The 25,470-nt window shown below is 73.5% G+C and carries 23 protein-coding genes and 1 riboswitch; of the genes, 9 read left to right on the top strand and 14 right to left on the bottom strand.

From position 1 onward, the window contains the following. Both ACFWXO_RS25240 and hisC read right to left on the bottom strand, forming a co-directional pair. Nucleotides 1–1,389: an efflux RND transporter periplasmic adaptor subunit gene (locus ACFWXO_RS25240; protein ID WP_380526156.1), complete on the bottom strand. Its 1,389-nt coding sequence runs from the start codon at nt 1,387–1,389 to the stop codon at nt 1–3. Between the two features lie 345 nt (nt 1,390–1,734). Further along, nucleotides 1,735–2,820, bottom strand: a complete 1,086-nt coding sequence (gene hisC / locus ACFWXO_RS25235) for a histidinol-phosphate transaminase (protein WP_380526154.1) — start codon at nt 2,818–2,820, stop codon at nt 1,735–1,737. Nucleotides 2,821–3,178: 358 nt separating this feature from the next. Between hisC and ACFWXO_RS25230 the strand changes: the two genes are divergently transcribed. The 3 genes from ACFWXO_RS25230 (at nt 3,179) to ACFWXO_RS25220 (ending at nt 7,020) form a co-directional block, all read left to right on the top strand. Beyond that, nucleotides 3,179–4,336, top strand: coding sequence for a LacI family DNA-binding transcriptional regulator (locus tag ACFWXO_RS25230; RefSeq protein ID WP_360243017.1), 1,158 nt, complete (start codon nt 3,179–3,181; stop codon nt 4,334–4,336). 171 nt (nt 4,337–4,507) lie between these two features. After that, nucleotides 4,508–5,803, top strand: a complete 1,296-nt coding sequence (locus tag ACFWXO_RS25225; protein ID WP_380526151.1) for a metallophosphoesterase — start codon at nt 4,508–4,510, stop codon at nt 5,801–5,803. Between the two features lie 284 nt (nt 5,804–6,087). Next, the gene (locus tag ACFWXO_RS25220; RefSeq protein ID WP_380526150.1) at nt 6,088–7,020 is read left to right on the top strand and encodes a hypothetical protein; all 933 of its coding nucleotides are present in this window, start codon (nt 6,088–6,090) and stop codon (nt 7,018–7,020) included. 38 nt (nt 7,021–7,058) lie between these two features. Here ACFWXO_RS25220 and ACFWXO_RS25215 read toward each other — a convergent pair whose 3' ends face one another. Then, nucleotides 7,059–7,961 carry a LysR family transcriptional regulator gene (locus ACFWXO_RS25215; protein ID WP_380526148.1) on the bottom strand — a complete coding sequence of 301 codons (903 nt, stop codon included), beginning with the start codon at nt 7,959–7,961 and terminating at the stop codon, nt 7,059–7,061. A 139-nt stretch (nt 7,962–8,100) separates the two neighbouring features. On the opposite strand from ACFWXO_RS25215, the gene ACFWXO_RS25210 reads away from it, so the two are divergent. Next, nucleotides 8,101–8,487, top strand: coding sequence for a VOC family protein (locus ACFWXO_RS25210; protein WP_375891928.1), 387 nt, complete (start codon nt 8,101–8,103; stop codon nt 8,485–8,487). A gap of 123 nt (nt 8,488–8,610) precedes the next feature. Here the strand turns inward: ACFWXO_RS25210 and ACFWXO_RS25205 are convergent, their stop codons facing one another. The 5 genes from ACFWXO_RS25205 to tenA form a co-directional block, all read right to left on the bottom strand. Then, nucleotides 8,611–9,870, bottom strand: coding sequence for a DUF4241 domain-containing protein (locus ACFWXO_RS25205; RefSeq protein WP_380526146.1), 1,260 nt, complete (start codon nt 9,868–9,870; stop codon nt 8,611–8,613). A 59-nt stretch (nt 9,871–9,929) separates the two neighbouring features. Then, entirely contained in the window at nt 9,930–10,373 is a 444-nt protein-coding gene (locus ACFWXO_RS25200) for a DUF5994 family protein (protein ID WP_380526198.1), read from the bottom strand. A gap of 137 nt (nt 10,374–10,510) precedes the next feature. Beyond that, nucleotides 10,511–12,325: a phosphomethylpyrimidine synthase ThiC gene (gene thiC, locus ACFWXO_RS25195; RefSeq protein ID WP_380526144.1), complete on the bottom strand. Its 1,815-nt coding sequence runs from the start codon at nt 12,323–12,325 to the stop codon at nt 10,511–10,513. Beyond that, nucleotides 12,320–12,455, bottom strand: a riboswitch (TPP riboswitch). It overlaps the preceding gene by 6 nt. 156 nt (nt 12,456–12,611) lie before the next feature. Then, the gene (locus ACFWXO_RS25190; RefSeq protein ID WP_375891922.1) at nt 12,612–12,812 is read right to left on the bottom strand and encodes a DUF5326 family protein; all 201 of its coding nucleotides are present in this window, start codon (nt 12,810–12,812) and stop codon (nt 12,612–12,614) included. Nucleotides 12,813–12,994: 182 nt separating this feature from the next. Further along, a complete protein-coding gene (tenA, locus tag ACFWXO_RS25185; protein WP_380526142.1) occupies nt 12,995–13,663 on the bottom strand; it encodes a thiaminase II in 669 nt (222 codons plus the stop codon). A gap of 134 nt (nt 13,664–13,797) precedes the next feature. Between tenA and ACFWXO_RS25180 the strand changes: the two genes are divergently transcribed. Continuing rightward, nucleotides 13,798–14,178: a phage holin family protein gene (locus ACFWXO_RS25180; RefSeq protein WP_360242972.1), complete on the top strand. Its 381-nt coding sequence runs from the start codon at nt 13,798–13,800 to the stop codon at nt 14,176–14,178. Nucleotides 14,179–14,329: 151 nt separating this feature from the next. Here ACFWXO_RS25180 and ACFWXO_RS25175 read toward each other — a convergent pair whose 3' ends face one another. Further along, nucleotides 14,330–14,752, bottom strand: a complete 423-nt coding sequence (locus ACFWXO_RS25175; RefSeq protein ID WP_375891919.1) for an SsgA family sporulation/cell division regulator — start codon at nt 14,750–14,752, stop codon at nt 14,330–14,332. 114 nt (nt 14,753–14,866) lie between these two features. Here ACFWXO_RS25175 and ACFWXO_RS25170 point away from each other — a divergent pair, with 114 nt between their 5' ends. After that, entirely contained in the window at nt 14,867–15,409 is a 543-nt protein-coding gene (locus tag ACFWXO_RS25170) for an NUDIX domain-containing protein (RefSeq protein ID WP_375891918.1), read from the top strand. 46 nt (nt 15,410–15,455) lie between these two features. Here the strand turns inward: ACFWXO_RS25170 and ACFWXO_RS25165 are convergent, their stop codons facing one another. The 4 genes from ACFWXO_RS25165 to pdhA all read right to left on the bottom strand — a co-directional run bounded on the left by ACFWXO_RS25165 (nt 15,456) and on the right by pdhA (nt 20,805). After that, entirely contained in the window at nt 15,456–17,090 is a 1,635-nt protein-coding gene (locus ACFWXO_RS25165; protein ID WP_380526139.1) for a globin domain-containing protein, read from the bottom strand. Nucleotides 17,091–17,309: 219 nt separating this feature from the next. Then, the gene (locus tag ACFWXO_RS25160; protein ID WP_380526196.1) at nt 17,310–18,647 is read right to left on the bottom strand and encodes a dihydrolipoamide acetyltransferase family protein; all 1,338 of its coding nucleotides are present in this window, start codon (nt 18,645–18,647) and stop codon (nt 17,310–17,312) included. Beyond that, nucleotides 18,647–19,666 (bottom strand): alpha-ketoacid dehydrogenase subunit beta, encoded by a 1,020-nt coding sequence (locus tag ACFWXO_RS25155; RefSeq protein WP_380526137.1) that lies wholly within the window; start codon nt 19,664–19,666, stop codon nt 18,647–18,649. The genes ACFWXO_RS25160 and ACFWXO_RS25155 overlap by 1 nt, the downstream gene beginning before the upstream one ends. Continuing rightward, complete coding sequence (gene pdhA, locus ACFWXO_RS25150) at nt 19,666–20,805, bottom strand: pyruvate dehydrogenase (acetyl-transferring) E1 component subunit alpha (protein ID WP_375891913.1); 1,140 nt, start codon at nt 20,803–20,805, stop codon at nt 19,666–19,668. The genes ACFWXO_RS25155 and pdhA overlap by 1 nt, the downstream gene beginning before the upstream one ends. A gap of 164 nt (nt 20,806–20,969) precedes the next feature. Here pdhA and ACFWXO_RS25145 point away from each other — a divergent pair, with 164 nt between their 5' ends. Next, nucleotides 20,970–21,416, top strand: coding sequence for an Lrp/AsnC family transcriptional regulator (locus ACFWXO_RS25145; RefSeq protein ID WP_350507326.1), 447 nt, complete (start codon nt 20,970–20,972; stop codon nt 21,414–21,416). A 15-nt stretch (nt 21,417–21,431) separates the two neighbouring features. On the opposite strand, the gene ACFWXO_RS25140 is transcribed toward ACFWXO_RS25145, so the two are convergent. Then, nucleotides 21,432–22,016 carry a TetR/AcrR family transcriptional regulator gene (locus ACFWXO_RS25140; protein ID WP_375891910.1) on the bottom strand — a complete coding sequence of 195 codons (585 nt, stop codon included), beginning with the start codon at nt 22,014–22,016 and terminating at the stop codon, nt 21,432–21,434. Between the two features lie 188 nt (nt 22,017–22,204). Between ACFWXO_RS25140 and ACFWXO_RS25135 the strand changes: the two genes are divergently transcribed. Further along, nucleotides 22,205–23,482 carry a glycosyltransferase family 39 protein gene (locus ACFWXO_RS25135; RefSeq protein WP_380526134.1) on the top strand — a complete coding sequence of 426 codons (1,278 nt, stop codon included), beginning with the start codon at nt 22,205–22,207 and terminating at the stop codon, nt 23,480–23,482. A 171-nt stretch (nt 23,483–23,653) separates the two neighbouring features. Beyond that, nucleotides 23,654–25,354, top strand: a complete 1,701-nt coding sequence (paaN, locus tag ACFWXO_RS25130; protein WP_375891907.1) for a phenylacetic acid degradation protein PaaN — start codon at nt 23,654–23,656, stop codon at nt 25,352–25,354. Nucleotides 25,355–25,470: the final 116 nt, after the last annotated feature.

Genomic DNA, 25,470 nt, shown 5'->3' with positions numbered 1-25,470 from the left:
TCAGCCCTTACCGCCGCGGCCGCCGCCACCGGCGCCACCGGCACCGCCGCCGGTACCGCCCGGGATGCCGACCGCGCCGCCGTTGCCGCCCCGGCCACCGCCGCCGCCACCGCCGCCCAGGCCCGGGAAGGAGCCGTTCGGGAAGCCGTTGGTGCCGCTGGTGGTGGGGAGTTGGACCTTGTCGCCCTCCTTGAGACCGGAGGTCACCTGCACGGTGCTGTCGCCCTCGACGCCCACGCCGACGTCGACCCGCTCGGTGGCCCCGCCCTCGTGCACCACCGTGGCGGTCCGCGAGGTGCCGGTGCCGGACAGCGCCGAGGTCGGCAGCGAGAGCGCGTTGTCCGCCTCGCCGGTGATCACCTGGACGGTCGCGCTGAGGCCGGTGCGCAGCGTGCTGGTGTCCCCGCTGAGCTGCAGGGTGGCCGCGTACTGGACGGCGGAGGAGCCGGCCGCGCCGCTGCCGCTGCTCGACGGCAGCGAACTGACGGACAGCACGGTCGCGTTGAGCTTGGTGTCGGACTGGGCGTTCAGCGTGACGGTGGCGGCCTCGCCCTTCTTCAACTTGAGCGAGTCCAGCTCGGAGAAGTTGGCGGTGACCTGCATCCCGGTCGGGTTGGTCAGCACGATGAAGCCGCTGGGCGATCCCGAACTCGCGCTGCTACCAGTGGACTTGGTGGCCGAGGAGGAGGACGCGCCGGAGGTCGTGGCGCCCACCGTGTCCCCGACCTTCGCCGAGACCGAGGCGACCGTGCCGTCCACCGAGGCGGTGAGCGTCGTCCCGGCAAGCGCCGCCTGGGCGTTGGTGAGGGTGGTCTGCGCGGTGGCGACCTGCTGCTGGGCCTGGGCGACGGCCGCGTCGTCGACCTTGGTGGTGGTGATGGTGGTGGTCTGCGGGGCGGGCGTACTGCTCCCGCCCGCCCCGCGACCCCCACCGGAGCCGCTGCCGCCGCTCGCCGGGGGTGTGGCCCCGGGCAGCGGCTCGGTGGTCGTGGTGGTGACACCTGCCTGCGCCTTGGTGAGGTTGGCGTTCGCCGTGGTGAGCGCGGACTGGGCGGCGTCCACCTGCTGCTGGGCCGCCGTGGTGTCGACCGTCGCCAGCACCTGGCCCTTCTTGACGGCGTCGCCGACCGCGACCTTGACCGCGGTGAGCCGCCCGCCCGTGGCGAAGTCCTGGGCGGCGTCGGTCGGGGAGGCCAGGGTGCCGGTTCCGGACACCGTGGCCAGGACCGTTCCCTTGGTGACGGTCGCAGTACGGGCGACCGGCTTGGCGGCGGCCGTGCCGCCGCTGCCGTCGAGCGTGGCGTACACCAGGGCCGCACCGCCCAGCAGGGCCACGCCGAGCGCGGAGTTGACGAGGACGGCACCGCGCCGCCGTGGGAGCACCTTCATGGCGGACAGCTTCGCCGGGCGCTCTTGCGCTGCCCTGGGCGGCGGCTGGGAGAAGACTGACCGGCCGGATCCGGACATCCCTCCCATATCCACCGGCCCGCGCGGGCGGCTTGGGCGGGGCAAGGGCGATCGTTGGCCGAACTCCCAGCGCTCTCCCAGCAATCCCCGGCCATCCGGGAGGGCTTCCTCAGACGGCCCTCAGACACGCCTTGCCCCCAGCCGGCCCCGCGCGCCCGCGCCGCGCCCCCGCCCCGCGCGCCCTCGCCCCGTGCCCCCGCGCCCCGGGACGCCGCAGGGGCGCCCCCCGACCGGAGTGCGCCCCTGCGGGCGGGAAGGCGACCGGCCTCAGCCGTCGATCTCCTTGCGGAAGCCCTCCGCCACCGCCAGGAAGATCGAGTTGCCCTCGGTCTCGCCGATCGAGATCCGCACGCCCTCCGGGAACGGCCGGACCATCACCCCGGCCGCCGCACAGGCCGCCGCGAAGTCCTGCGAGCGCTCGCCGAGCCCGAGCCAGACGAAGTTGGCCTGCGAGTCCGGGACGTCCCAGCCCTGGGCGCGCAGCCCGGCGACGACCCGGGTGCGCTCGGCGACCAGCGCCTCGACCCGCTCCAGCAGCGCCTCCTCGGCGCGCAGCGAGGCGACGGCGGCGTCCTGGGCGAGCTGGCTGACGCCGAACGGGACGGCGGTCTTGCGCAGCGCGTTCGCGACCGGCTCGTGGGCGATCGCGAAGCCGACCCGCAGGCCCGCCAGGCCGTACGCCTTGGAGAAGGTGCGCAGCACGCAGACGTTGGGGCGGTCGCGGTAGAGGTCGATGCCGTTGGGCACCTCGGCGTCGCGGATGAACTCGATGTACGCCTCGTCGACGACGACCAGGACGTCACCGGGGACGGCGTCCAGGAAGCGCTCCAGCTCGGCGCGGTGGATCACGTTGCCGGTGGGGTTGTTGGGGTTGCAGACGAAGACCAGCCGGGTGGCCGGGGTGACGGCGGCGAGCATCGCGTCCAGGTCGTGGTCGCCGTTGTCCTTGAGCGGGACCGGGACGGGCGTGGCGCCGGCGATCTGGGTGATGATCGGGTAGGCCTCGAAGGAGCGCCAGGCGAAGATCACCTCGTCGCCCGGGCCGGCGGTGGCGAGCACCAGCGACTGGGCGACGCCGACCGAGCCGGTGCCGAGGGCGATGTGCTCGGCGGGCACGCCGAAGCGCTCGGCGAGGACGGCGGTCAGCTCGCTGACACCCATGTCCGGGTAGCGGTTGAAGGAGCCGGCCGCCGCGACCGCCGCCTCCAGGACGCCGGGCAGCGGGTCGTTCGGGTTCTCGTTCGAGGACAGCTTGTAGGCGTCGGCGCCGGCCGGCTTGCCGGGCTTGTAGGTGGGGATGCCGTCCAGGCTCGGGCGCAGGCGCGGGCCCGGCGCTGAGGTACCACTGCTCACGGTCGTACTCCTTCGTCTTCTCTGCCGGTCCGCCCGCCCTCGCACGGCCGGGATCGCCGCCGTGCCGCGGTACCTGGCCACGTCCCCGGGAATCCCGGAACGCGCCCGGACCAACCCCGGTCGGGTGCCTTGCACGATACCGACCGCCCTCACCCGTAGGAGTGAGATGCCCGGACGGGTGACAGGCGCAGATCAGCCATTCTGCCCGGTTCCTTTGGCACATGTCAGAGGTAAGACGGCTGGATTCGGGAGGGGATCGAAGGGGTGCACCCCGGCTCACTCATGGAGAAACGTATCTCCAAAGGCTCCCGATGCGCCGGTCACAGACCCTTGTCAGGAGCCATACGATCGGTCCGCCATGACAGCAGCAGCCAACCAGAGCGGTCGGCGTCCCACCACCTCACGGCGTCTGGAGCGGGCCGGCATCCGGGATGTGGCAGCAGCCGCCGGAGTGTCGATCACCACCGTCTCCGATGCGCTGAACGGAAAGGGCCGCCTGCCCGACGAGACCCGCAGCCGGGTGCGCGAGGTCGCCGAGCGCCTCGGCTACCGCCCCTCGGCCGCAGCCCGCACCCTGCGCACCGGACGGTCCGGCCTGATCGGGCTGACCGTCACGACGTACGGCGAAGAACCCTTCACCTTCACCGAGTTCGCCTACTTCGCCGAGATGGCCCGGGCCGCCACCAGCGCCGCCCTCGGCCGCGGCTACGCGCTGGTCGTGCTGCCCGCCTCCTCCCGCCACGACGTCTGGGGCAACATCGCCCTGGACGGCACCGTGGTGATCGACCCGCCCGACCAGGACCCGCTGGTCAGCGAGCTGTACCGGTCCGGCGTGCCGGTGGTCAGCGACGGCAAGCCCGGCAACTGCCCGGTCACCGCCTGGGTCGACAACGACCACGAGGCCGCCGTGCTCGGCATCCTCGACCACCTCTCCGAGGCCGGCGCCCGCCGGATCGGCCTGCTCACCGGCACCAGCACCGACACCTACACCCGGCTCTCCACCGAGGCCTACCTCGGCTGGTGCGCCAAGGTCGGCCAGGAGCCGGTGTACGAGGCCTACCCCGCGCACGACCCGGCGGCCGGCGCCGTCGCCGCCGACCGGCTGCTCGCCCGCCCGGACCGCCCGGACGCGGTGTACGGCCTGTTCGACCCCAACGGCACCGACCTGCTGGCCGCCGCCCGCCGGTACGGCCTGCGGGTCCCGGACGACCTGCTGCTGGTCACCTGCAGCGAGAGCGACGTCTACGCGGCCACCGAACCGCCGATCACCACCCTCTCGCTCAAACCGCGCAAGATCGGCACCACCGTGGTCAACCTCCTCATCGACGCCATCGAGGGGGTCGACTCCGGGACGGGCGTGGACATCGCCCGGCTCTTCCCGCCCCGCTTCCGCACCGCCGGCAACGGCCCGCCCCCCGGCACCCTGATGCCGACCGAACTGATCGTCCGCGCCTCCTCCCAGCGCCGCAGCCCGCGCACCACCGTCAGCCCGCCGCGCCCCCCGGGCGAGGTGTAGCGCAGCGGGCGGGAAGGCGGCGAACAGCCGCCGGTACGCCCACGAAAAACCCACGAGACCCTACCGAGCCGGGGCAAAACGGACCCTGCGGGACCGCCCGGCTGACGCTCCGGAGGATTGGATACCCACCAGGTGACGACGGCGGGAGAGTGGTCTTCCTATGATGGGCGAATGACACCCGAGGACCGCTTCCCCGGACCTGAGCACCCCCACTCAGGCCCCCGCCACCAGCCGGACCTCGACGTGCTGCCGTACGGCACCTACTACGAACCCGAACCCGCCCAGGGCTACCAGGACACCCCGTACGAAGCGGAGACCTACAGCGGCTACGGCGGCGCCCGCTACCTGGAACAGCACTGGCACGACGGCCAGGGGCAGGGGCAGGGGCACACCGTGCACGCCCAGGTCGGCTACGAAGGCGGTTACGAACCCCAGGAGCGCGGCGGCTACGGGCAGCAGGACCACACCGGCTACGAGCCCACCCTGCCCGACCAGCCCTCCCCGGCCCTCCAGCTCGCGGACCAGCTCGGCGACCAGCTGACCGACCAGCTCGGCGACCAGCTCACCGACCGCGACGACCCGCCGACCATCGAACTCGGCCCGCCGCTGCCCGACCCCTCCGCGCCGACCTACCCGTACCCGGCCCCCGGCCCCGGCGAGCCCCCCGGCCCGGTCTACGTCGTCGGCGACGTGCACGGCTACCTGGAGGAGCTGCGCGCCGAACTCCACCACCAGGGCCTGATCGACGACGGCGGCCACTGGTCCGCCGGCCGCGCCCGGATCTGGTTCCTCGGCGACTTCACCGACCGCGGCCCGGACGGCATCGGCGTCATCGACCTGGTCATGCAGCTCGCCGCGGAGGCCGCCGCGGCCGGCGGCTACTGCCGCGCCCTGATGGGCAATCACGAACTGCTCTTCCTCGGTGCCGCCAAGTACGGCGACGAGCCCGTCCAGTCCACCGCCGGCACCGCCTCCTTCCTCGCCGCCTGGCGGCTCAACGGCGGCCAGCAGAACGACCTGGACCGGCTGGAGGCCCACCACATCAGCTGGCTCTCCCGGCTGCCCGCCATGGGCCTGGAGGACGGCCACCTGCTGCTGCATTCCGACACCACGGCGTACCTGGAGTACGGCGAGTCCATCCCGGACGTCAACGACGCGGTGCACAGCCTGCTCGCCGACGGCGGCGTGGACGAGTGGTGGGACTGCTTCCGCCGCTTCACCAAGCGCTTCGCCTTCCGCGGCGACGCCGGGCCGATGGCCGTCCACGAGCTGCTCGACACCTTCGGCGGCAGCCGGGTCGTGCACGGGCACAGCCCGATCCCGTACCTCACCGGCGCCGTGCACGCGGACGACGGGCAGCCGCCGCACATCCCGGGGCCGTACGTGTACGCGGACGACCTGGCGGTGGCGATGGACGGCGGGGTCACCATGGAGGGCCGGCTGCTGGTCGCGCGGCTGCCGATCTGACGACCTGTCGACCTTCTGACCTGACGGCCTGACAGTCATCGGCATCACTGGAACAGTTGTTCCCGGCGCTCGCGCCCCCACGCGCGCGCGGGCCGGGGCGCGAAATTCCGGAAACCGACTGTCAGCACGGGCGCACCCGCCCCTACCATGAGGCACACCACACCCGGCCGCCCGTCCGGCGGCCCGCCTCCGCGCCCGCCCCGGTGCCCTGAGGATGTCCCGCGTCCTCGATGCGGTCCCGCGTCCTCGCCGCCGGGCCGGGGGTCCGCATGAACGGGGTCCCCATGTCCAACCCCCCGCCGCTGCTAGCCGAGGACCGCCCGGAGTACGAGCGCCTCCTCGCCGAAGCCCTGCGCGACCGCACCGTCCTCACCGCCCTGCGCGCCCCCGGCGCGCTCGGCACCGACCAGCTCCGCGCCCTCGCCCTGCGCGACGCCGACGCCGTCAACACCGCCGCCGCCACCGAGTACGCCCACTACACCGCGCTGCGCGAGACCCTGCGGGCCACGCCCCCGCCGCCGGCCGACGTCGAACCGTACGCCCCCGGCCTGCTCAGCCAGCTGCGCTCCGCCGACGGCGGCGCCGGGCTGTTCCCCGTCCTCACCGTGCTCACCCCGATCCTCGCCTGGGCCGCCGCCCTCGTCCTGCTGCTGGTCGGCTACCTGATGCGCGCCGCCGGCTCCGGCCTCGCGCTCGCCCGCGCGATGGTCACCGCCGGCTGGGTGGCGCTCGCCGCCGGGGTCGCCGCCATGGCCGTCGGTGTCATAGGCCTGCTGCTCACCGCCCTACGGGACGGCGCCGCCGCCGTCCCGGCCGGCACCGACCCCGAGCTGGCCGCCGAACTCGGCGCCGCCCGCGCGGAGTGGCGCACCGCCCTGCGCGAACGCGGCCTGCTGCCCTACCTCCACGGCCACCTGCCCGCCGTCGCCGGCCGCCCGGCCCCCGGCTACACCAGCCCGGACTTCTCCAGCCCGGACTTCACCGGCCCCGACGCCACCGGCCCCGACGCCAACGGCGCGGAACCCGCCCGCCCCGACTTCACCCGCCCCGACTTCACCAGCCCCGGCTACAGCCCGCCGGCCTTCACCAGCCCCGGCCCCGACGGCATCACCGACCCCCAGGGCCGCAGCCCCCGCCCGGCCGCCTTCACCCCGCCCGACTTCACCGGCCCGGGTTACACCCCGCCGGACTTCACCGGCCCGGACGAGGTCGGCTGACCACGCCCGGAAGCCCGTCGGCAGCCGCGCCGGGCGCCCTACCTCCCTGCCGCAGCGGCCATCTCGGCCACCTCGGCCGCCGCCCGGACGAACGCGCGCACGCGCTCGGTGGTGTTGCCCGGGAGCCAGACCGGGCCGCGTTCGATCGGCGGGGCGTCGTGGATGGGGACGTAGGCGAGGTCGGGGCGCGGGTAGTAGCGGCGGCAGTGCTCGCCGACCGGCAGGACGCCCCGGCCCAGGGCGACCAGGCTGAGCATCTCGGAGAAGGTGCTGCCCGACGGGCCCTTGGGCACGGCACGGCCGGACGGCGTGCGGTCGGGGGTGCGGTCCCGCTTGAAGCCGACCGAGGTGACCGCCGGGTACTGCACCACCGGGTGGTCCCCGAGGACTTCGAGCGACACCGAGGCCTCGGCGGCCAACGGGTGCCCGGCCGGCACCGCCAGGAGCCGCCGCTCGCTGAGCAGGACCGGACCGACGGCCATGCCGCCGAAGGGGTAGGAGGCCAGCAGGATGTCGATCGAGCCGTCCTCCAGGCTGGCCCGGGAGTTGGAGAGCTGCACCTCCCGCACGTCCACCCGGCACTCGGGGTGCCGCTCGCCGAACAGCGCCACCGCCCTGAACAGCACCGGCGCCGTCCACTCGCCCAGGAACGCGACCCTCAGCCCACCCGTCACCCCGCGCCCGGCGTCCACCGCCCGGCGCACCGCCTCCTCCATCGCGGCCACCACCGGGGCGAGGTCCGCGGCCAGTTGCCGTCCGACCGGGGTGAGCCGGACGGACCGGCTGGAGCGGTCGAACAACGGGACGCCGATCCGGCGTTCCAGCGCCTTGACCACCTGGCTGACCCGCCCGGTGCTGAGCCGCAGCCGCTCGGCGGTCCGCCCGAAGTGCAGCTCCCCGGTCAGGGCGAGGAAGACCTCGGTCTCCAGCCGTTCCAGCATGCCGCCCCACCCCTTCGACCCGGCATCGTTTAACCGGGCTCAACGATCGTACGGTGATCCGCCATTGATGACCGCCCCGGGCCGGAGGATCGTTGACCCCGTCACCGCACGAGACCCCACACCACCGGAGCCGATCACCATGCGCGTCGTCGCCCTCGACCACCTGGTCCTCAACGTCGCCGACATCGAGCGGTCGCTCGCCTTCTACACCGGCCTGCTCGGCCTGGCTCCCGTCCGGGTCGACGAATGGCGCGCCGGGAAGGTCTCCTTCCCCTCCGTCCGGGTCAGCGGCGAGACGATCATCGACCTCTTCCACCGCCCCCGCCACGAGTCCAACGTCGACCACATCTGCCTCACCGTCGAGCCCCTCGACTGGCAGGAGGTCGTCGACTCCGGCGTCTTCACCGTCCTCGACGGCCCCGGCCCCCGCTACGGCGCCCGCGGCACCGCCACCTCCCTCTACGTCCAGGACCCGGACGGCAACACCGTCGAACTCCGCTGGTACCCGCAGGACACCACCGGCTGAAAGAGCAGGGTGCCGCCCCGGACCCTCGGGGGAGGACCGGGTCGGCACCCGCAGTACGCCTCAGGGCCGCTCGTCCGGACCGTTGGTCCCGGGCCGCTCGTCCGGGCCGCTCGTCCGGGCCGCTCAGACGATCTTCAGATGGGGCAGCCAGTCCACCTGGACGATGACGCACACCACGCCCCCGGACCCGTCGAGGCCCAGCCACACCGGGTGGGTGCCGTCGCTGTCGGTGGCGAACGCGAGCAGGTCCGCGCCCGACTCCTCGTCCACGGTACGCAGGAAGAACCCGGAGCCGGAGTCGAGGTCCTCACCGGCCTCCTCGTCCCGGTCCACCAGGGCGCGCCGGAACCGCTCCTGGAGGACCGGCCAGGCCCCGGCGTCCGCAAAACACCCCGTCGCGCCGTCCGTGCTGAACCCGTACGCCTCGCCGTCCCGCAGCAGCCTGAGGTCGTCCCCCTCCCCGAGGGCCATCGTCCAGGAGTCGACGGGTCCGTCGCCCACCCGCAGCCGGAGCGCTGGTGTCCCAGTGCGCTCGACCCAGGCACCCTCGAACTCGCAGTGGTACCCGAACCCGATCGTCGCCACCTCCGTCGGGTAGCTGCCGGGCAGCACCTCGACCGTGATGTCCGGCCGCCCGGTGTCGAGCGGATCGGCCACCGCCAGCCGGCCGCTGGGGACCCGCAGGCGTGGGCCGGCCTTCGGCTCCAGCACCACCATGTTCTCCCGGTGATCGCTGGTGGTGAGCCGGGTGCCGGGCACGAACAGGGCGGGGAGGTCCCCCGGCCCGCCCGGGCGCGGCGGGAGCCACGGCTCCGCCGCGGCTGCGGACACCGGCTCCGTGAGCGGCGCCGCGGTGGGCCGGACCGTGCCGTCGAGCCCCCACCGGTCGGCCGAGAGGAGCGGCCAGTCGTCGAAGTCCGGCCGCCGGAGCCAACGTTCCTCCTCGGAGGCACTCGGCACGGTCACCGTCCTGGGCCCGGCGTCCCCTCGGGGCCGGTGCGACACCCGGCCCCGTCCGCCCGGGAACAGCTCGACCGCCATCCGGTCGGCGACCCGGTCGAACTCCGGTGCCTCCGGGCCCGAGTAGCCCCAGCGCTCGTGGTACCTCCGCAGCAGCCGGCCCTCCTCCAGCAGCCGCAGCTCCAGGTGCTCCACCCGTCGCCCGTGCTCGTCGTACACCCACACACCCGCGTAGTGGTCCCGCCACGACACCAGGCGCACTTCGAGCGGCACCGAACGCCCCGCGCTCCGGTACACCACGACGTACGGCAGGCCCGCCGCGTCCCGGGCCCGCGCCTCCTGCGGCCGCAACGCGCCCACCGCGGCACCCGCCGCGAAGTCCCACCCCTCGGCATGGCCCAACTCGACCACCGGACCGCTCACCCGCACGCCTCCTCGCTCATCGGTCCGAGCAAGGTACCGGAGCCCGCCGACAGCCCGGTTCAGTGCAGCAGTTCCGCGGCCGGGGTGTGGTTCCCGGTCGCCGAGGCGCCGGCCATCGCGGCGGCCGCCGTCGCCGGGGCGGTGCCGGGCGGCACCACCAGCAGCAGGAAGTGGTCCTGGAAGCCCCGGGTGATGCTGATCGTCGCGTCGCTGCCGGGGAACCAGTTGATCTTGACGGTCAGGCCGTTCGCCGCGACCGACCTGGGCACGCCGTCCCAGGCCGAGGTGTCGAGGCCGACCCGGACGATCCGTCCGAAGTGGGCGCCGAGTGCGGTGATCAGGTCCGGCAGTTCGGCGAGGACACGGTCCGAACGGGGCCACCAGGCCCCGTCGAAGACGCCGTCCCGCGTCATCGTCGGCTCCAGTTCCAGCCGCGGGAGCAACGGGACGCCCGGGACCGGCCACGGCCCGGAGGAGAACGAGCTGGGGAGAGGAATCGGCATCATACGGAGCCGCCCGTCCGGTCCACGCGGGACCCATCACCACCCAGGGCGACGTCGGCGCTGCTGCCGGTGTTCGGAATGTCCTCGGTTACCCCCACGCTACTCCGCCGCAGCCTCCCCCGGCGCCGGTCAGCGTGTCAGTCGACCAGGGGGAGGTAGACCTTGTTGCCCTGGGCGGCGAACTCGGCGGACTTCTCGGCCATGCCGGCCAGCGCCTCGGCGTCGAAGTCGGTGCTGACGGCGGTGGAGCCGTCCCCGTGCTCGTCGCGGATCTTCTGGGAGATCTTCATCGAGCAGAACTTCGGGCCGCACATGGAGCAGAAGTGCGCGGTCTTGGCCGGCTCGGCGGGGAGGGTCTCGTCGTGGAAGTCGCGGGCGGTCTCCGGGTCGAGGGCCAGGTTGAACTGGTCCTCCCAGCGGAACTCGAAGCGGGCGTCGGAGAGGGCGTCGTCCCAGGCCTGGGCCCCGGGGTGGCCCTTGGCGAGGTCGGCGGCGTGGGCGGCGATCTTGTAGGTGATCACGCCGGTCTTGACGTCGTCCCGGTTGGGCAGGCCCAGGTGCTCCTTGGGCGTGACGTAGCAGAGCATCGCGGTGCCCCACCAGGCGATCATCGCGGCGCCGATGCCCGAGGTGATGTGGTCGTAGCCGGGGGCGACGTCGGTGGTGAGGGGGCCGAGGGTGTAGAACGGCGCCTCGTCGCAGATCTCCTTCTGGAGATCCATGTTCTCCTTGATCTTGTTCATCGGGACGTGGCCCGGGCCCTCGATCATCACCTGGACGTCGCGCTCGCGGGCGATCCGGCCGAGCTCGCCGAGGGTCTGCAGTTCGGCGAACTGGGCCTCGTCGTTGGCGTCGGCGATGGAGCCGGGCCGCAGGCCGTCACCGAGCGAGAAGGTGACGTCGTAGGCGGCCAGGATGTCGCAGAGTTCCTCGAAGTTGCTGTAGAGGAAGTTCTCCTGGTGGTGCGCCAGGCACCAGGCCGCCATGATCGAGCCGCCGCGGGAGACGATGCCGGTCTTGCGGCGCGCGGTGAGCGGGACGTACCGCAGCAGCACGCCCGCGTGGACGGTCATGTAGTCGACGCCCTGCTCGCACTGCTCGATGACGGTGTCGCGGTAGACCTCCCAGCTGAGCTCCTCGGCCCTGCCGTCGACCTTCTCCAGCGCCTGGTAGAGCGGCACGGTGCCGATCGGCACGGGGGAGTTGCGCAGGATCCACTCGCGGGTGGTGTGGATGTTGCGGCCGGTGGAGAGGTCCATGACGGTGTCGGCGCCCCAGCGGGTGGCCCAGGTCATCTTCTCCACCTCCTCCTCGATCGAGGAGGTGACGGCGGAGTTGCCGATGTTGGCGTTGATCTTCACCAGGAAGTTGGTGCCGATGACGGCCGGCTCCACCTCGGGGTGGTTCACGTTCACCGGGATGACGGCGCGGCCGCGGGCCACCTCGTCCCGCACGAACTCCGGCTCCAGGCCCTCGCGCAGCGCCACGAACTCCATCTCCGGCGTCACCACGCCCCGCTTGGCGTAGGCGAGTTGGGTGACGGCGACGCCGCCGCGGCCACGCAGCGGACGGCGCGGGCGGCCGGGGAAGACCGCGTCCAGGTTGCGCAGGTTCCCGCCGCGCGGGGAGGTGTGCTTGATCCCGTCGTCCTCGGGGCGCGCCTCGCGGCCGTCGTACTCCTCGACGTCGCCGCGCTGGCGGATCCAGGCGTCGCGCAGGGCGGGCAGCCCGCGCCGCACGTCGGGCTCGTACGCCGGGTCGGTGTACGGGCCGGAGGTGTCGTACAGCGGCACGGTCCGGCCGTTGGTGAGCTGCACCTCGCGGTACGGGGCCCGCAGGTCGGGGCGGGATCCGTCGCGGTAGGCCTTGCGCCAGGCCGGGGTGGGGTAGCCGGTGCGCTCGCTGCTGGGCGTGCTGCGGGCAGGCTGCGGCTGTGCTTCGAACGTGGTCATCTGACCTTCACTCCCTACGCCGGCATTACCCGGTCCAGGTTCCTGCGGTCGACGCAGCCGTCGGTCCGTCCGTCGACGGTCCGGTCAGCGTCCTCTCAGCCCGGTGCTCCGAGCTCCCGCGTCGCAGGCGGTGTTGCCTGCACATGACGCCAACACGGTAGCGAGCCGATCGCCGCAGGTCCAGACGGTCCCCGAAACGGATCCGCGGGGGGAACGGCCGAGGCCCGGCCCCCGCGAACGGGGTGCCGGGCCTCCGGAGGTGCTCCGCGCGGTGCGCGGAGCGGGGTCAGTTCTTGGCGGCCTTCTTGACCAGGATCACCACGGCGGCGGCGATGCCGACGACCACCAGCAGCTTGATCACGATGCTCAGCAGGGCGCCGACCACGCCGAACACGAAGGCGATGACGTTCCAGGCCAGCACCAGGACCAGCACCGGGATGACGATGTTGCGCACCCAGGAGGGCAGCGACTTCCAGAGCTCAGCCATGTCGGTTCCTCTTCTCCCCTCGGGTCGGCCGCCGTCCGGTAACCGCATCCCGCTTGCTTTCGATGCTTCGAGCTTACGGCGGCGGAAGCGGCGGAACGAGGGCCTTCGGCCCGGAGAGAACCCCTAGATCACCCCGATCCCACCCCCCGGGGGGACCCCCGAGAAACGGCGGGGGAACGAGTTCAGACCGGCCAGCGCTCGCCGCGCCAGGCGGCGTCCCAGAACATCCACTCGTAGCGCGAGGTGGTCGTGAAGTGCTCGACCACCCGGCGGCGTTCGGCCGCCGAGAGCTCCTCGCCGAGCCGGTCGGTGAGCGCCAGCACCCGGCGGACCACGGACTGGAAGGCCTCGTCGCCGTAGGTGGCGATCCACTTGGCGTACAGCGGGTCGGGGGAGCCCTGGGCGAGCAGCGCCTCGCCGACCCGGGCGTAGATCCAGTAGCAGGGCAGCACCGCGCCGAGCGCCTCGGCGAAGGACCCGCCGTACACGGTGGCCAGCAGGTAGCTGGTGTAGGCGCGGGTGGTCGGCAGCACCGGTTCGGCGGCGGCCTCCTCGGCGGTGCCGCCGAAGGCGGTCAGGAACTCGGCGTGCATGCCCTGCTCGGCGGCGAGCGCGCCGACCGCGTCGTCGGCGAAGGCCCGCACGTCGGCCTCGCCGGGGGCCTTGGCGGCGCAGACGGCGAGGGCGCGGGCGTAGTCGCGCAGGTAGTGCGAGTCCTGGACGACGAAGTGGCGGAAGGCCTCGCGCGGCAGGGTGCCGTCGGTGAGGCCGCCGATGAAGGGGTGGGCGAGGATCTCGGCGTAGATCGGCTCGATCGACGCCCAGAGCTCTTCGCTGAGGCTACGGGTCATGCCCACGACCCTACGACGGCTCGGCCCCCGCCCTTCGGCTCCGTCCCGTCCGCCTCCGGGACCAGGGGCGTTCGGCACCAACTCGTCCGGTGGGAGCTTCCCCCGGAGCGGGCCGCCTGTCAGGCTTGGGCGGCATGAAGGGTTTCGTCATCAAGACACTGATCAACGCGGCGGCCATCTGGGTCGCCGCCTGGATCGTCAGCGGCATCCAACTCGCCGAGGGCAAGGCCGACTGGCAGCACAAGACGCTGACGGTGCTCGGCGTCGCCGTCGTCTTCGGCCTCATCAACTGGCTGATCAAGCCGGTCGTGAAGCTGTTCTCGTTCCCGTTGTTCATCCTCACGCTGGGCCTGATCACCTTCGTGATCAACGCCCTGATGCTGCTGCTCACCTCGTGGGCCTCCACCAAACTGGAGTTGGACTTCCACGTGTCCACCTTCGGCTCCGCGCTGGTCGGTTCACTGATCATCAGCCTGGTCTCCTGGGGTCTGCACCTGGCCCTGGACGACGACTGATCCGTCGTGCGCGGTGTCGCACCCGGCCGTGGAAGGGACCCGTGCCCGGGTGGGTGGTCCACCGGGTACGGGCCCCTTCGTCGTCCCCGGGGGTCCCCGGCCGTCGCCCCCGGGGCGCACCGAGCACCCGGCGCGCCCCGGCACGACCCGCTCACCCCGCGTCGCACCCCCGCAGGATGTCCGCGAGCTCGGCGTCCAGCTCCTTCCCGATGGACTCCCCGCCCACTGGCACCAGCCGGTCCGCCCGGGCCAGGAAGGCGGTCAGCGGCGCCGCCGGGGCGTGCAGCACGGCGTGCCCGTTGGGGGAGCACAGCGCGATGCGGACCTCGGCGGGCTCCCCGCCGAGCGGCCGGACGCGCACGTCGCCCTCGCCGGACGGGCCGCCGAGGCCGTCCAGCAGCAGCTCGCGCGCGAACACCCAGGTGACCGGGGCGTCACCGGGCAGGTGGAAGGTGAACCGGACCGCGTAGGGATCGCCCGCCTCGTACGCGAGGTCCACCACGGTGCGGAAGGACAGCTCGGGCGAGACCACGAGGTTCATCGCCAGGTGCCCCTGGACAGTGCTGTGCTGCATGGCGCCGGTACCTCTCTTCTGCTCTTCTGCCGGTGTTTCGACCCTTTCCCGGGGTTTCGACCGTTTCCCTCCGCGGGGAGACTCACGCACAACGCTCCAGCCCCGGAGGTCACCATGGGCCCCGACAACCGAACCCCGCCGCCGCGCCCGGTGGTCAAACGGACCGCGCGGGCGATCCTGCTGGAGCTGGACCCGGACGATCCGCACGGTCCGGCCTCGATCGTGCTGATCCGGCGGGTCCGGCCCGGGGCGCCGCACCCGTACTGGATCACCCCGGGCGGCGGCGTCGAGCGCGAGGACCGCACCGTGGTCGAGGCGCTGCACCGCGAGGTGGACGAGGAACTGGGCGGCAAGGTCGTGGACGTGGTGCCCGCCTTCGTCGACACCATCAGCCACACCCACCACGACGACGGCACCCCGCTGCACCCGCACGGGGTCAAGGTGCAGCACTTCTTCGTCTGCCGGCTGGCCTCGATGGACCTCAGCCGACGGCACGGGCCCGAGGTGACGGACCCGAACGGCGAGTACGAGGTGGTCCGGCTGCCGTTCACCCGCGAGGGCGTGACCTCGGTGAACGTCGTCCCGCCCCGGCTCCGGGCGTACCTCGCGGCCAACATCGAGGGCATCCGCGCGCTCCTCGCACCCGACCTCGGATGAGCCCCGGGGCCGGTCGCCGGGGCTGGTCCCCGACACCGGCCCGGCGCTACCCGGCCGCCAGTTCGCCGACCAGGTCGTGCCGGATCCGCTCGGCCGGCAGCCCCGCCCGAAGCAGCACCCCGACCCCGCGCCGGACCATCGCGGGCGGGCCGCTGAGCACCGCCTCCCGACCGTCCCACGGGCCGAACCGGCCCACCACCTCGGGAAGTTCACCGGTCAGCGCACCCCCGGCCGGGCCGGTGCCGGACAGCACCGGCCGCACCGTCAGCCAGGGCAGCCGCCCGGCCAGCTCGCGCAGCCCGTCCAGGTCGTACAACTCGGCGGCGCTGCGGGCCCCGTAGAACACCTCGACGCTGCGGCCGGAGGCGCCGTGCTCGGCCGCCTCCTCGACCAGGGCGCGGATCGGCGCGATGCCGGTGCCGCCGCCGAGGCAGAGCAGATCGGGACCGGAGGCGTGGTCGACGGTCATCCCGCCGGCTGCCGGGCCCAGCCGCAGCACGTCCCCGGGGGCGGCCCGGCGCACCAGCGCGTTGCTCACCCAGCCCGCCTGGACGGCCTTGACGTGGAAGACCAGCAGCCCGTCCGGGCGGGGGGCGGAGGCGAAGGAGTAGTGCCGCCAGACCCGCGGCCACCAGGGCGTCTCCAGGCTGCAGTACTGGCCGGCCCGGAACGGGTACGCCTGGTCGGGGCGGACGGTGAGCACCGCGACGTCCCGGGTGCGCTGCTCGTGCCGCACCACCTCGCCCTGCCACCACGGCGGCGAGGTGCGGGCGGCCTCCTCGGCGGCCTCGATCATGATCGTGGAGATCAGCCGGTAGGCGCGGCGCCAGGCCAGTTCCGTCGCCGCGTCCCAGCGGCCGCCCGCGTACCGGGCCAGCGCCTGCACCAGGCACTCCCCCACCGGGGCGTAGTGGCCGGTCAGGGTGCCGTAACGGCGGTGGCCGCGGCCCAGTTCGCTCAGCCGGGTGCGCAGCGCGACCGGGTCCTCGGCGCCGCGGGCGGCGGCCAGCAGGGCGCGGAACAGCCGGTCGCGCTGGACGTCCATGGCGGCGGGGAAGAGCGGGCGGACCTCGGGGTGCTGCAGGAAGAGCAGGGCGTAGAAGTGCGCGGTGGCCCGGTCGGCGACCGGTTCGACGAGCGCGAGGCTGTCCCGGATCAGTGCGATGTCCTGGGCGGTGAGCGGGAGTTCGGTCGGGTCGACACCGACACCGACACCGACACCGACACCGACGGCGGGAACGGGCGCGGCGGCGGCCAGGGCCTGGGGCTGGGGCTGGAGCTGGGACGGAGGCTGGTGCTGGACCGCCCAGGCGTCGCTCCAACTGTCGCCCGGCCCGGCCCAGTTGAGGCTTGGAGCGTCGACGAACAGGGACTGGAAGGCGGGGGCGGTTCCGGTGGTCGACGACGTCTCCGGGTAGCTCGGCGCGGGGACGATCGGCGGCTCGGTGGGCGGCGGCGGCACGACCGGCCCGGTCCGCACCGGGGCCGCCACCGACGCGGACTCCGCCACAGCGACCGGCTCCGCCAGCGGCACGGGCTCCGCCACCGACGCGGGCGGCAGGTCGGGCGGGTCCAGCGGCATCGGCGGCCGCGCGGGCTCCGCCTCCGGCAGGCCCGGGACGGAGGCGGCCCCCGCCGAGCCGTGCCCGGTGCGGATCAGAAGTGTTCTGCGGGACTTCACCGCTACGTTTCGAGTAACCAAGAGAATCGTTTCGCCTCCGGCCGGCCTGCGCCACCACCTGGCTTGTCTCTGCTGACGCCTAGGCAGCGTGGCACGCCCGAACTGCTCATCCGACAAATCGCGGGAAGCCCGGACACCCGGCCGGGGAACGCGCTACTCTCACACGATCGGTGGTCGCCCTGAGTGCCGAGCAGCACACCCAGGGCGACCCCGCCCTGCTCACAGCTGCCGCAGCAGCATCCCGGGTTGCTCGACGCAGTCCGCCACGAACCGCAGGAACCCGCCCGCCGTCCCGCCGTCGCAGACCCGGTGGTCGAAGGTGAAGGACAGCTGCGTCACCTCGCGCACCGCCAACTCCCCGCCGTGCACCCAGGGTTTGGCCACGATCCGACCGACCCCGAGCATCGCCGCCTCCGGGTGGTTGAGGATCGGGGTGGACCCGTCCACCCCGAACACCCCGTAGTTGTTCAACGTGAAGGTGCCGCCGGTCAGTTCGGCCAAGGTCAGCGACCCGGCGCGCGCCGCCCCGGTCAACCGTCCCAGCTCCTCGCCGAGTTGCTCGGTGCTGCGGGTGTGCGCGTCCCGGACCACCGGGACGACAAGTCCGCGTTCGCCCTGGGCGGCGAAGCCCAGGTGCACCGCCGAGTGCCGCACGATGCCCGAACCGTCCTCCGTCACACTGGAGTTGAGCTCGGGGAAGCGGGCCAGCGCGACCGTGCAGATCCGGGCCAGCAGCGCCAGCACGCTCACCTTCGGGCCCGGGGCGGCGTTCAACTGCCGCCGCAGTGCCATCAGTTCGGTGGCGTCCGCATCCACCCAGCAGGTCGCGGCCGGGATCTCCCGGTGGCTGCGGCCGAGCTTCTCGGCCACCGCCTTGCGCAGCCCGCGCAGCGGGACGACCGTGTCCGGCCCGGCCGGTACGGGCGCGGCGACCGCCGCAGCGGCCACCGGGCCGGCCGCCTTGGCCGCGACCGCGCGTTCGACGTCCGCCCGCATGATCAGGCCGTCCGGCCCGCTCCCGGCGAGCGCGGTCAGATCGACCCCCTGCTCCCGGGCCAGCCGCCGCACCAACGGCGAGATCACCGGCACCACGACCGGAGCCACCGGCACCACCGCAGCCGCAACAGCCACAGCCGGAGCCGCAACAACGGAAGCACCGGAAACACCGGGAGCACCGGGAGCAACCGCACCGACCCGGCGCCGCCGCCCGCCCTTGCTCTCGAGCACCCCGTACCCGACCAACGGCCGCTCGACCTCGGCGACAGCGGCAACGACACCGGCAGCGGCGAGCTCCTCGCCCACCCCCGCCGGCGACGCCACCGCGACCGTCACCAGCGGCGCGCCCACGGAGATCTCCTCGCCCTCCGCGCCGTACCGCGCGGTGACCACCCCGCCGTACGGGCAGGGCACCTCCACCACGGCCTTGGCCGTCTCCACCTCCACCACCGGCTGGTCGACGGCGATCACCTCGCCGACCTCGACCATCCAGCGCACCACCTCCGCCCCGGTGAGTCCCTCACCGAGGTCGGGCAGCCGGAACTCCCGTACGACGGGCATCATCCTCGGTCCTCCCACTGCAGCCGGGCGACCGCGTCCAGGATCCGGTCCACCCCGGGCAGGTGGTGGTGCTCCAGCATCGGCGGCGGGTACGGGATGTCGAAGCCGGTGACCCGCAGCACGGGCGCGGCCAGGTGGTGGAAGCAGCGCTCGGTGACCCGGGCGGCGATCTCCGCGCCGGTGCCGCCGAAGCCGCTGGCCTCGTGCACCACCACGGCCCGGCCGATCGAGCGCACCACCCGGGTGACCGTCTCGTCGTCGAAGGGCACCAGGGTGCGCAGGTCGAGCACCGCGAGGTCCCAGCCCTCCGCCTGCGCGGCCTCGGCCGCCTCCAGGCAGACCGGCAGCGAGGGCCCGTAGGTGATCAGCACCGCGGAGGTGCCGGTGCGGCGCAGCGCGGCCCGGCCGATCGGCTCGACCGGCGCGGCCGGGTCGAACCCGTCCTTGCCCCAGTAGAGCCGCTTGGGCTCCAGGAAGACCACCGGGTCGTCGGAGGCGATCGAGGCGCGCAGCAGCCCGTAGGCGTCGCCGACCGTCCCGGGGGTGACCACGTGCAGGCCGGGGGTGCTGGTGTAGTACGCCTCGGAGGCGTCGCTGTGGTGCTCGACGCCGCCGATGCCGCCGCCGTACGGGATGCGTACGGTGATCGGCAGCGGGAGCTTGCCGCCGGTGCGGTTGCGCATCTTGGCGACGTGCGAGAACAGCTGCTCCAGCGCCGGGTAGGCGAAGGCGTCGAACTGCATCTCGACCACCGGGCGCAGCCCGTACATCGCCATGCCGATCGCGGTGCCGAGGATGCCGGCCTCGGCGAGCGGGGTGTCCAGGCAGCGGTCGGGGCCGAACTCGGCGGTGAGCCCGTCGGTGATCCGGAAGACCCCGCCGAGCGCGCCGACGTCCTCGCCGAGCACGTGCACGGTGGGGTCCTCGCGCAGGGCGTCCCGCAGCGCGGAGTTGAGCGCCTGCGCCATCGACGCCGTACGGGCGGTACCGGCGGCAGGGGCGGAAACAGCGGTGGACATCAGTGCTGCACCTCGGCTTCGGCGGCCAGCTCGGCGGCCAACTGGGCTGCCTGCTCGCGCAGTTGCGGGGTCGGCTCGGCGTAGACATGGGTGAACAGGGCCATCGGGTCGAGCTCCGGGTCGGCGTGGAACTCGGCCCGCATCCGGGCCGCCAGCGCCTCCGCCTCGTCGGCGGCGTCCTGCACCAGCCCGTCGTCCAAGACGCCGAGTCCGCGCAGTGCGCGGTCCAGCAGCAGGATCGGGTCGTGCTCCCGCCAGGCCTCCACCTCGGGTTCGGTGCGGTAGCGGGTGGCGTCGTCGGCGTTGGTGTGGGCCTCGATCCGGTAGGTGAGGGCCTCGATCAGGGTCGGGCCCCCGCCGGCCCGGGCCCGCTCGACGGCCTCGCCGAGCACCGCGTGCACGGCGGGCGCGTCGTTGCCGTCGACCAGCCGCCCTGGCATGCCGTAGCCGACCGCCTTGTGGGCGAGGCTGGGTGCGGCGGACTGCGCGCTGAGCGGGACGGAGATCGCGTAGCCGTTGTTCTGCACCAGGAAGACGACCGGCGCCCGCAGCACGGCGGCGAAGTTCAGCGCCTCGTGGAAGTCGCCCTCGCTGGTGCCGCCGTCGCCGAGCATGGCCAGCGCGACCACCGGTTCGCCGCGCAGCCGGGCGGCGTGCGCCAGTCCGACGGCGTGCGGGGCCTGGGTGCCGAGCGGGGTGCAGAGCGGGGCGGTCCGGCTGGCGCGGGGGTCGTAGCCGGTGTGGGCGTTGCCGCGCAGCAGGGTCAGCGCCTCCAGCGGGTCGACCCCGCGGGAGACCACGGCGAGGGTGTCGCGGTAGCTGGGGAACAGCCAGTCGCGTTCGCCGAGCACCAGGGCGGCGGCGACCTGGCAGGCCTCCTGCCCGGTGGAGGCCGGGTAGACGGCGAGGCGGCCCTGCTTGGTCAGGGTGGTGGCCTGCTGGTTGTAGCGCCGGCCGACGACGAGTCGCCGGTAGAGCTCGCGCAGCAGCGCCGGGTCCTGCTTCTCCAACGCGGGGGTGCCGAGCACCCGGACGGGGGAGACGTCCGGGAGAAGGGGGGCCGGATCCGTGCGCGGAGCGGTGGCCCCGGGCATCCAGCCGGGCACACCGGTGTGGTGTCTGTGGTCGAGAACGGTCATCTCGGGGCACCTCCAGGGGTGGCGGGGGCTCCCTACCGATTGTTCGGTCGTCTGTTCATCTTGACCAGAAGCGTGACAAGGTGGTGGACATTCGGCCCGAGCGGCGGTCGACTGGTGGCAGTGTGTCCAATCGGCGAGGGTGGGGGGTCATGTCGGCTGAACAGATGTCCAGACTCGACCGGGTCGACCGGGCGATCCTGCGGCTGCTGCAGCAGGACGGTCGAGCCTCGATCCGCTCGGTGGCCGAGCGGGTGCACGTGTCCCGGGCGAACGCCTACGCCCGGATCTCCAGGATGGTCGAGGACGGCATCATCCGCGGCTTCACCGCCCGGGTGGACCACGAACGGGCAGGTCAGGGCGCGTCCGCGTACATCACCCTGAAAATCGTCCAGAACTCCTGGCGCACCGTGCGCGAGCAGCTGCTGGCGCTGCCCGGGGTCGCCCACATCGCCCTGGTCGGCGGGGACTTCGACGTCCTGCTGCTGGTGCACACCGCCGACAACCACGCCCTGCGGGACCTGGTCCTCAACCGGATCCAGTCCATCCCGCAGGTGCTCGGCACGCAAACCATGCTGGTGTTCGAGGAGACCGACCAGGTGCCCCCCGACTAGGGCCTGTCCGGCGGATCAGCGCGCCCGCAGCCCGTCGAAGGCCAGGTGCACCACGGCGTCCGCGACCCCGTCGGCCGCCTTCAACCCCGGCCGGTACCACTCCACGATCGAGTTGATCATCCCGAACAGCAGCCGGGTGGCCAGCCGCGGCTCCACGTCCCCGCGCAGCGAGCCGTCCGCGACGGCCGCCCGCACCAGCTCCGCCACCTGGTGGTCGAAGTCCCGCCGCCGCTCCAGCGCCCACAGCTCGGTGGCCGTGTTGCCGCGCACCCGCAGCAGCAGCGTCACGTACGGCAGCTCCGCCAGCAGCACCTCCGCGGTGCGCCGCACCACGTGCTCCAGCCGCTCCACCGCCGGGCCCGCCACCGCCTCCGGCTCGGCCAGGATCGCGAACAGCCCGTCCAGCGCCCGCCCGACGGCCAGCCGCAGCAGCTCCTCCTTGCCGCGGACGTGGTGGTAGATCGAGGACTTGGAGATCCCGGCCGCCCGGGAGAGGTCCTCCATCGACGTGCCGTCGTATCCGCGCTCGTTGAACACGTCGACGGTCACCGCGAGCAGTGACTCGACGGTGTAGGCGGTGCGCGTGGTGTGATCGGCCATCCTCCGAGTATCCCCGGCCGCCGGGCGGGGTACGCGATCGGGTCCGGCCGGTCCGCTCCGGAGGGAGCCGGTCCACACCGGCCGGAGCCGGTCCACACCGGCCGGAGCTGGTCCACACCATCCGGAGGGGGGACCGCCTAGAATCTGCGGACGATCGTCCACGTCCAGCAGGCTGGGGTCCGCAGCTGATGAACGCAATACCGGCAGTCTCCTCCGACCTGCCCGAGGACGTGCCCGACCAGCGCGGCGAGGACCCGGCGAGCGTCACCCCCACCTGGCAGGACCGCGCCCGGGCCCTGGTGGTGCGGTTCGGACCGGCCGTGTGGTGCTACGCCGTGCTCAAGCTGGTCGGCTTCACCGTCTTCATGAAGCTGCTCTCCTTCTCCGGCGACTACGCGAAGAAGCCGGCCCGTTTCGGCGGCGGCACCAACCCCTGGGACGTGCTGGCCAGCTGGGACGGCTGGTGGTACCAGCAGGTCGCCCAGTTCGGCTACCACCCGGCGCTGGTCCCGATCCCGGGCGGCCAGCCGGGCTTCACCATCGAGCAGAACTCGGCGGCCTTCTTCCCGCTCTACCCCGGCCTGATGCGGCTCACCTCGGACGTCACCGGCCTCGGCCTGTACGGCGCCGGGATGCTGGTCTCGGTGCTGGCCTCGCTGTTCGCGGCGGCCGGGATCTACGCCGTGGTGGAGAAGCTGTCCGGCCCCCGGGCGGGCGTGATCGCGGCCGGGATCTGGGCGATCGCCCCCGGCTCGGGCGCCGAGTGGGCCGTCTACTCGGACTCGCTGTTCGTCGCGCTGGCCGCCTGGGCCTGCTACTTCACGATGACCAAGCAGTGGGTCGCGGCCGGGGCGGTCACCCTGGTCGCCGGGCTCAACCGGCCGACCTCGGCGGCGCTGATCGGCGCCGTCGGCCTGGCCGCGCTGGTCGAGCTGTACCGCCGGGAGAGCGGGGTGCTGCGCCCGCTGGCGGCGATGCTGCTGGCCCCGCTGGGCCTGCTCGGCTACGTGGCCTGGGTGGGCTGGCGGACCGGCGAGTGGGGCGGCTACTTCCGGATCCAGCACGACGCCTGGCTGCACTACTTCGACGGCGGCCAGGGCACCTGGCAGGCGATCCGCGGCGTGCTGCTGGGGCGGGGCGACTACCCCTTCGCGTTCCCGGTGCCGGACCTGCTGGCCACCCTGATCGTGTTCAGCCTGCCGGTGCTGATCGTGCTGCTGGTCCGGCTGCGCCCGCCGCTGGTGCTGACCGCCTACACCCTGGCCACGATCGTCTCGGTGCTCGGCAGCCTGGGCATCTTCGGCAACGTCTCGCGCTACCTGCTGCCGGCGTTCCCGCTGTTCATCGCGCTGGCGGTGGGGATGCGCAAACTCAGCTGGCCGGTGCTGGCGACGGTCCTGGGGACGGGTGCGATCGCCTCGGGCTGGTACGCCGGGTTCGTGATCTTCGAGCTGGGCGTGCCGTAGACCGGTCCACCCGGTCGCACGACCGGTCCACCCGAGCGCACGGGGGCGGTGTCCTACGGGACCCGCCCCTTCCCCGTTCCCGGCGGAATCCGTCCCCCACGCCCTCTTGAGCCGACCGATCGTTCGGTTACCCTGTGACGTGTCCCGTCCTCCCCTCTGAGGAGCGCACAGATGCCCGCAGCGGTCACCCACCCCCTCGTCGGCGAGCTGGTCGAGCGCCACCAGGCCACCCTGGACGCCGCGCTCGCCGCCGCCGCGACGCGCGACTACTGGTCCGCCTACCCCGAGTTCCCGAAGGCCTACGGCGAGAGCGGCCCGGCCGACGGCAAGGCCGCCTTCGACGCCCTCCTCGGCCGGCCCTTCGTCCTCGACGGCCACCCCGGCGACGGCGACCAGGTCGGCGGCGAGGTCTCGCCGTACGGCATCGAGCTGGGCATCACCTACCCGCACGCCGGCCCGGACGCCCTGGTCGCCGCGCTCGACGCCGCCCGGCCCGGGTGGGCCGCCGCCTCCCCGCTGGAGCGCGCCGCCGTCTGCCTGGAGATCCTGCGGCGGATCAACGCCCGCTCCCACGAGTTCGCCCAGGCCGTCATGCACACCACCGGCCAGGCCTACGGGATGGCCTTCCAGGCCGGCGGGCCGCACGCCCAGGACCGCGGCCTGGAGGCCGTCGCCTACGCGTACGCCGAGCAGACCCGGCTGCCGCGGCAGGCCGGCTGGACCAAGCCCCAGGGCAAGCGCGAGCCGCTGGTGATGACCAAGGACTTCACCGTCGTCCCGCGCGGCCTCGCGCTGCTGATCGGCTGCAACACCTTCCCCACCTGGAACGGCTACCCGGGCCTGTTCGCCTCGCTGGCCACCGGCAACCCGGTGCTGGTCAAGCCGCACCCGCGGGCCGTGCTGCCGCTCGCGCTGACCGTCGCGATCGCCCGCGAGGTGCTCGCCGAGGCCGGCTTCGACGCCAACCTGGTCTGCCTGGCCGCCGAGCACGAGGGCGGCACCGTCGCCGCGACCCTCGCGGTCCGCCCCGAGATCCGGATGATCGACTACACCGGCTCCACCGCCTTCGGCGACTGGCTGGAGGAGAACGCCAAGCAGGCCCAGGTCTACACCGAGAAGGCCGGCGTCAACGCGGTCGTCATCGACTCCACCGACGACTACAAGGGCATGCTGGGCAACCTGGCCTTCGCCCTCTCGCTGTACAGCGGCCAGATGTGCACCACCCCGCAGAACGTGCTGATCCCGCGCGGCGGCATCGGCACCGACCAGGGCGACAAGTCCTACGACCAGGTCGTCACCGACCTCGCCGCCGCCATCGAGGGCCTGCTCTCCGACGACGCCCGCGCCGCCGCCATCCTCGGCGCCGTGGTCAACCCGGGCGTGCTCCAGCGCTCGGCCGCCGCGGCCGGCGGCGAGTACGGCGAACTCGCCCTCGCCCCGCGCGCGGTGGTCTCGCCCGACTTCCCCGGCGCGACCGTCCGCACCCCGGCGCTGGTCAAGCTCGACGCCGACAAGCCGGACGACCGCGCGGTGTTCCGCACCGAGTGCTTCGGCCCGGTCTCCTTCGCCGTCGCCGTCGAATCCACCCCCGCCGCCGTGGAGTTGCTGCGCACCACGGTCCGTGAGAAGGGCGCCATGACGGCCTCCGGCTACACCACCTCGCCCGAGGTGGAGGCCCTGCTGGTCGAGGCCGCGCTGGACTCCGGCGTCTCGCTCTCGCTCAACCTCACCGGCGGCGTCTACCCCAACCAGACCGCCGCCTTCTCCGACCTCCACGGCACCGGCGCCAACCCGGCCGCGAACTCCGCGTACTGCGACGGCGCCTTCGTCGCCAACCGGTTCCGCACCGTGGAGATCCGCCGCCACAGCTGAGCCGGGGGGGGCGGGCCCCCCCCGCCCGCCCCCCCCCGCGCGCGGGGGGGCCCCCCCGCCCCCCGGGTGCGGGCGGGGGGCCCGGCCCCCCCGCGCGCGCCGTCTGGTGGGGGGGC

The sequence above is a fragment of the Kitasatospora sp. NPDC059088 genome (assembly GCF_042738155.1).
Lineage (GTDB): Bacteria > Actinomycetota > Actinomycetes > Streptomycetales > Streptomycetaceae > Kitasatospora.
The sequence above is the reverse complement of the archived record's forward strand: the minus strand, read 5'-3'. Positions and strand labels throughout refer to the sequence as shown.